This window comes from Achromobacter sp. FW305-C-28 (assembly GCF_058783235.1).
The window spans coordinates 1-5,969 of the sequence record NZ_JBYSYL010000026.1 but is presented as its reverse complement, the minus strand read 5'-3'; the positions used below and the strand labels follow the sequence as shown (position 1 = coordinate 5,969).

The 5,969-nt window shown below is 54.6% G+C and carries 5 protein-coding genes; all 5 read left to right on the top strand.

The window, feature by feature from the left end; all coding sequences use genetic code 11:
- Positions 1-153: 153 nt before the first annotated feature.
- Entirely contained in the window at positions 154-261 is a 108-nt protein-coding gene (locus AC3WMR_RS30610) for an SbtR family transcriptional regulator (RefSeq protein ID WP_492266975.1), read from the top strand.
- Positions 262-489: 228 nt separating this feature from the next.
- The gene (mblB, locus tag AC3WMR_RS30605) at positions 490-1,659 is read left to right on the top strand and encodes an anti-phage 6A-MBL system MBL-fold protein (RefSeq protein ID WP_492266974.1); all 1,170 of its coding nucleotides are present in this window, start codon (positions 490-492) and stop codon (positions 1,657-1,659) included.
- Between the two features lie 80 nt (positions 1,660-1,739).
- Entirely contained in the window at positions 1,740-3,902 is a 2,163-nt protein-coding gene (gene cap2-3 / locus AC3WMR_RS30600; RefSeq protein ID WP_492266973.1) for an anti-phage 6A-MBL system cap2_3 protein, read from the top strand.
- A 9-nt stretch (positions 3,903-3,911) separates the two neighbouring features.
- Positions 3,912-4,706 carry a hypothetical protein gene (locus AC3WMR_RS30595; RefSeq protein WP_492266972.1) on the top strand — a complete coding sequence of 265 codons (795 nt, stop codon included), beginning with the start codon at positions 3,912-3,914 and terminating at the stop codon, positions 4,704-4,706.
- A 66-nt stretch (positions 4,707-4,772) separates the two neighbouring features.
- Positions 4,773-5,774: a ComEC/Rec2 family competence protein gene (locus AC3WMR_RS30590; RefSeq protein WP_492266971.1), complete on the top strand. Its 1,002-nt coding sequence runs from the start codon at positions 4,773-4,775 to the stop codon at positions 5,772-5,774.
- Positions 5,775-5,969 lie beyond the last annotated feature (195 nt).

Here is a 5,969-nt window from a genome sequence, read left to right as displayed (position 1 = left end):
ATGGCGACGCCCTCCTGGGGGCTAGTTTCGCCGGAATTTTCCAGTTATCAACTGTCCAACTTTTAGGGGGGAGGTCACGAGTTTGACCTTGTCAGCCGTTTTTCTGAGTTAGCTGTAGTAATTCCGCCTCGGCGGGCGGGATATAGCTAATCGATGCGCGCGCAGAAGGCCGGCGCAGTCCGCCGCGATGTCAGCGTGGGCGATCTTGTCTATGTGACTCTAGCGGCCTGGCTCGCAATCGAAGCGGGCAGATCATCCTAGATTCAAATGATCTATTTGGTGGATCTTTCCTTCATGAAATCCAAAGCCACTGCTTTGACTATGGTCAGTAGATATTTCGAAACATCAGTCATAATTAACTTAATTAGCAACTAATCGCGCTCATGCGATAGTTTCGGAAATTATCCGAAAATCTATATTTAGTGGTTGACTGAGTATTTTGCACTACATATAGTTGCTGGGTGTTCTTCATGACTTACGCGGACAATCATGACTTACAAGCATGTTGTAAAATTCTACCCCGTTGGTAACGGGGACACGTCTCAAATTGTTCTTGAGAACCAACGTCGCATTTTGTTCGATTTTTGTCACCGAGGTGAGTGCGCTGAAGATCCTGATCGGCCAGAAATTAATTTGAAGGCGGTGCTCAAGGATGAGTTGGCGCAGGCTGAGCTCGACTATTTTGATGTGGTTGCATTTACCCATGCGGATAGGGACCACATACAAGGCAGCACCGAATTTTTCTGGTTGGAGCATGCAAAGAAATATCACGGAGAAGGGCGCATCAAGATAAAGCAGCTTTGGGTGCCAGCGGCAATGTTGTTGGAGAAAGCTGACAATGATCACCAAAGTGAAGAGTTCGTCTTGCTTCGACAGGAAGCGCGCCATCGCCTCTTGGAAGGAGAGGGCATTTTGGTGTTTTCGCAGCCGCAGGAGCTGATGGACTGGCTCGAGCCCCTGTTGGAGGCCCGCGGTGAAGCTCCTAGCGCTCGAGACCATCTGTTTGTAGACGCCGGGACCATCGTTCCGGGCTTCTCGCTGTCCAGTGACCAGGTCGAGTTTTTCTGTCACTCACCGTTCATCGAGCACTGCGCTACCGAAGACATCATCCGTAATAGTGCAGCCCTTGTGTTCAATGTGCGATTTGACGTTGGGAATGGCGGCCGCGTGGACTATCTCGAGGTAGGTGATGCGGATTGGGAAGACCTGGAGAAGATAGTACGTATCACACGCTATCACGGCAACGAAGACCGACTGCGGTGGGATCTGTTCAATATCCCTCATCATTGCAGCTACAAGTCGCTGAGCGACGAGAAAGGGGAGAAGGAAACCACGCCGAAACCGCTGGTCGAGGCTCTCCTGAAGCTTGGCAATGCCGGTGCTTATATCGTCAGTTGCAGCAAACCAGTTCCCGATGAGCGCTCCATGTATTCGGAGAAACAGCCACCGCACATCCAGGCGCGTAAAGCGTATCAGCGGTACTTGGATGAGGTAGGCGGTAGGCGCTTCCTGGTGACCATGGAAGAGCCTAACGCATCCAAGCCCCAGCCGATCTCTTTCGAAGTAACTAACCAGGGCGTGGCGATGCTCAGAGCTGCGACCCTCGGGGCTCCTGCCATCATCGCCTCGGCGGCGCCAAGGGCGGGATGCTTGCTGTGACTGGTTTTTATGAGTTGGGCCGTCTACAGGAAGTAGACCCGTCAGAGATTAGGTTGCCTCGATTGGCGAGGCTCTTCCCGGTGGTCCAAGCCGTACCCAACGTTACCTTGCTGAAGGTGGTGGCGAGCCCAGTAGGTGCGGCCAGCCGACTAGAGGGTCTAGTCGTTGACGTGCGCTGCGACGACGTTCCCAATCGCAATGTGCCGGGCATTCGTTATGTTGAGCGCTTGGCCATCCTCGAGTCTGAGCAGCCCGATGAGCGTCTGGATGTTCGTGCGCTCAGAAAGGATTTCCCTGCCCTGATGCACATGAATCAGACGTTGCCGGGCGAACCTGGGAGCCTTTGCCTATACAACGAAGACGAGCGGTCAGTGCGCCGTACTTGGACCCCCCAGAATTTCCTGAGACGGATCGAATGGTGGCTGATCCAGAGTGCACGGGAGTCGCTTCACCCTGCTGATCAGCCGGTGGAGCAACTCTTCTTTGTCACGAAGTTCGAGCTCATCGTAACGCCGAACTTCCCCGCGACGCCCGCAGAAGCGAACGGTAGGTATTCGCTGCATAAACTAGCCGAGCGCAAAGATGGGGCTGAGACCTTTACTTTGGTGCCAGCCAGCGATGATGCAGCAGCTAGCTTGTTCAACTTAGCCATCACGCTGCCTCCGATCGTTCATGGCACCATTGAGTCAATTCCAGTTTCGCTTGGATCGCTCGTCGAGCATCTGCAAGGTAGAGGCGCGGACCTAGTTACCCCCCTGCGACATGTCCTAAGTGAACTCGTCCCAGAGGGTAAGGGCATGCGTAGGCCCAAGCAGCGACGCTTAGCTTCGTTGCTACTGACGACTCCCATACTTCGAACAGAAGGCGAGCAACCGTCCGCTTACGACTTACGGGCATATATGCTCGATATCGATGTGTTTGATCTTGCGCTGCAACTAGGCGCTTGTATTGAGCTCAATGGGTCGCTATACAGAGCTACTGGCGTGGAGCCGGACGCCGCATTGGAGCAAAAGTGGAGAGCGCATCATATCTTCCCGTTTGAGGTGTTGCGCAGTCCCTCACGCGATACGCTGCGCAATTTCTCTGGCATTGCTGATGAAGGACCCAAGGGGACGATAGTTGGTGCGGGCTCCCTGGGCAGTGCGATCCTGCATCTCTGGTCCAGGCAGGGCTGGGGAGAGTGGACCGTGATCGATAAGGATCACATTCGTCCCCACAATCTTGCACGCCATATCGCGTACGATGTGAACTGCGGTATTCCGAAGGCCGATGTTGTTGCTGGTTTGCTGAACGGCGCGGCGCCTCATGGGGCACAGGTGACGCCCATCGTGGAAGACATAAATCCGCTGACGGCCGATCGGGCGAAGAAGCTCTTTGGTGAGTCCGAGGTTGTCATCGACGTATCCACGGATCTCGATTTCCCAAGATCCTCCAGCTTTATTGACGGCTTGCCTCGACTTGCGTCGGCCTTCATCACTCCAGACGGAGCGGCGTCTGTGCTCTTGGTGGAGAGCGCTGACCGCGCCCTCCGACTGCGATCCCTGGAAAGCCAATACTACAGAGCGCTACTGGCAGAAGAGTGGGGGGAAAGTCTTTACGGACATGTCCCTCGTAAGCTGTGGAGCGGTGCCAGTTGTCGCGATATATCACTGGTCTTGTCGTACGCCAAGGTGTCTCTCCATGCTGCGAACCTGGCTGAACAGATCCCCGCCTGCCTTCAGAACACCGCCCCCAGGATCCTGATCTGGCAAAAACACCCTGCCGGCGCCATAACGGCCTATGAGATCGCTACAAGCGCCGAAGAGATCAAGCGCATTGGCTCGTACCAAGTAAGTATCGACGCCCAACTGATAGCGCAACTGCGAGCGATGCGAGCTGCATGCCTGCCAAATGAGACTGGCGGCATTCTGTTGGGCTATCACGACTTCAACCAAAACATGATCGTGATCGTCCAGGCCCTTCCTGCCTCTCCAGACAGCATCTCGACCCCAACCAGTTTCATCCGAGGCACAAGCGGCTACCTCGACGCGGTCGAGGAGGCCGCCAAGCGTACCGCAGGTGTGGTTGTCTACGTTGGCGAGTGGCATAGCCATCCCAAAGGTCATAGTGCCAGACCAAGCCACACCGACATCAATCAGATCACAATCTTGGCGAAAAGCATGGCCGAAGACGGTCTGCCCGTGCTCCAACTGATCGTGGGTGATGGTGACTACTCAATTTTGCAGATGCAGATTCAGCACTGAAATTTCGATATGAGAGCCAAAATGATGGGGATGATTGATCTGGTGAAGGACCCATACGAGCGCAAAGCACGTGTGATGCCTGGCCTTTTAGTGGTTCTTCCTATTCTCGTTCCACTTGTCAGCGTCTATGGGCCTCGACACGCGATACTTACTGCGGTGCTGGGTGTGCTGGGTGGTTGCGGCGCCATTTATACGCTGGCCAGCATCGCTCGTATGCGAGGCAAGGGCGTCGAAGAAAAGCTTGTCAAGCGTTGGGGAGGGCTTCCCACGACCATATCGCTACGTCATCGTGACACCCGCTACGATTCAATCACCAAGGAACGCTATCACCGCCTGGCAGAGTCCAAGCTTGGTATTCGCATTCCGACTGCCGAGGAGGAAGCGATTGACCCTGCAAAGGCCGATCAGATGTACGCAGGAGTGGCAGTTAAGGTGAGGGAGGATACGCGTAACGACAAGGCGCTATTACTGAAAGAGAACATCTCATATGGGTTTCACCGAAACTGCCTTGGCATGAGGATGCCTGGTGTCATAACCAGCATCGCTGGCATTGCCTATGGACTGATAGCTGCGGGCGTGCTTACGGTGGAACCATACGCATGGCATCCCGCTCGTCTTGCGGATCCAGGTCTCCCCGGCGGGCTGACCGTTGCCATCTCAGCGGCGCTCCTGTGGACCTGGCTCTTCCACTTCAATGCCAGGGCGGTTCGACGAGCAGGTGATGTATACGCTGATCGACTACTCGAGGCGATGTCGCGACTGCCAACAAAGCGCGCTAAGAAAGCGGCCTCGAACGCTGCGTGATCGATCAGGGACATGATCGGTCTGGCAGCCGACTAGATTCCCTTCTGATAGGAATAAGTAGAAGAAATGGCTCGTGTACACATCGTCAACGTCTCCCCCGGCGACTGCACGCTGATTCAGCACAACTCCGGTCGCGTTACAGGAATCGACATTTGCGGGGGAAATCTGGAAGTGCGGCAGCAAGCGGCGGCCCTAGAGGCCCGGGCTAGTACCATGATCACGGAGGTATCCCGGCTAGGCAACTATCGCATGTGTGAGCGGCCATCGAATCCAATCAACTACATCCAAACATACGGGATTGGGCGCTTGTTCCGGTTCATACTCAGCCATCCTGATATGGACCACTTGGACGGCTTGGCTGCTCTTCAGGAAAAGGTGGGGTTTCTAAATTTTTGGGATTCCGGCGCGCGTAGGGCAGCGCCGAATTTCGACGGCTTCTTCCGATTCAAGAAAGAAGATTGGGATTTGTACGAGAAGATAATTACTAAGCGGGTTGCTGGAGTCCAGACAGCGAAGCGAATCGCAGGTGACAGCTTCGCATACGCAAATAAAAGCGAGACAGAAGGCAGCGCGGGGGATGGTCTGTTCATCCTGGCTCCAAGCAAGGACTTGCTGTGCGATCCCGATGAAAACGACGATGTTAATGAAGCGTCATACGTCATCGAATACTTAAGCGGAGGCAACCGCATGATCTTCCCTGGTGATGCGCACGACGCCTCTTGGGAACACGTCATGCTCAACAATGCCAAGTCGAAGGGGCAGTGCTCCTTCATGCTTGCGCCGCATCACGGACGCCATTCTGACCGTTCGTACGACTTCCTCGACTTCTATCGGCCAAAGCTGACTGTCCTCGGGTGCTCTCCGAGCAAATTCATTGACTATGATCAGTGGAGGCGGCGCAACCTGGAGATACTCACCAGCAATCAAGCTGGGAACATCGTTTTGGAGATACATAAGGGCTATTACGATGTGTTCATTGAGAACGAGGAATTCGCCCGTGATCATGGCGGGGACGTCGCGCGTCGCAGTAAGGAAGGGTTCCACTTCTACAAGAGCGTTTACTCATAGCCTAGGTTGGCGTTCCATCAGCTCTTCGGGCGGCTGGCTCAGTGGGGGAGCTACTTTTCTTGGTGCGACCTAAGGATATCTTAGGAATTGGACTTCGCCTGAGGTGTGCGGGGTCCCGCTGACCCTAACCCAGTTTTTAGTACCGATCTAAATTAGAGAAATCCGGCATGATTTCACCATATGGAATAGGAGCCA

Bases quoted from the DNA above. Each gene is read 5' to 3' on its own strand.
- AC3WMR_RS30610 (WP_492266975.1), top strand. From the start codon at position 154: ATGCGCGCGCAGAAGGCCGGCGCAGTCCGCCGCGATGTCAGCGTGGGC.
- mblB (WP_492266974.1), top strand. From the start codon at position 490: ATGACTTACAAGCATGTTGTAAAATTCTACCCCGTTGGTAACGGGGAC.
- AC3WMR_RS30595 (WP_492266972.1), top strand. From the start codon at position 3,912: ATGAGAGCCAAAATGATGGGGATGATTGATCTGGTGAAGGACCCATAC.
- AC3WMR_RS30590 (WP_492266971.1), top strand. From the start codon at position 4,773: ATGGCTCGTGTACACATCGTCAACGTCTCCCCCGGCGACTGCACGCTG.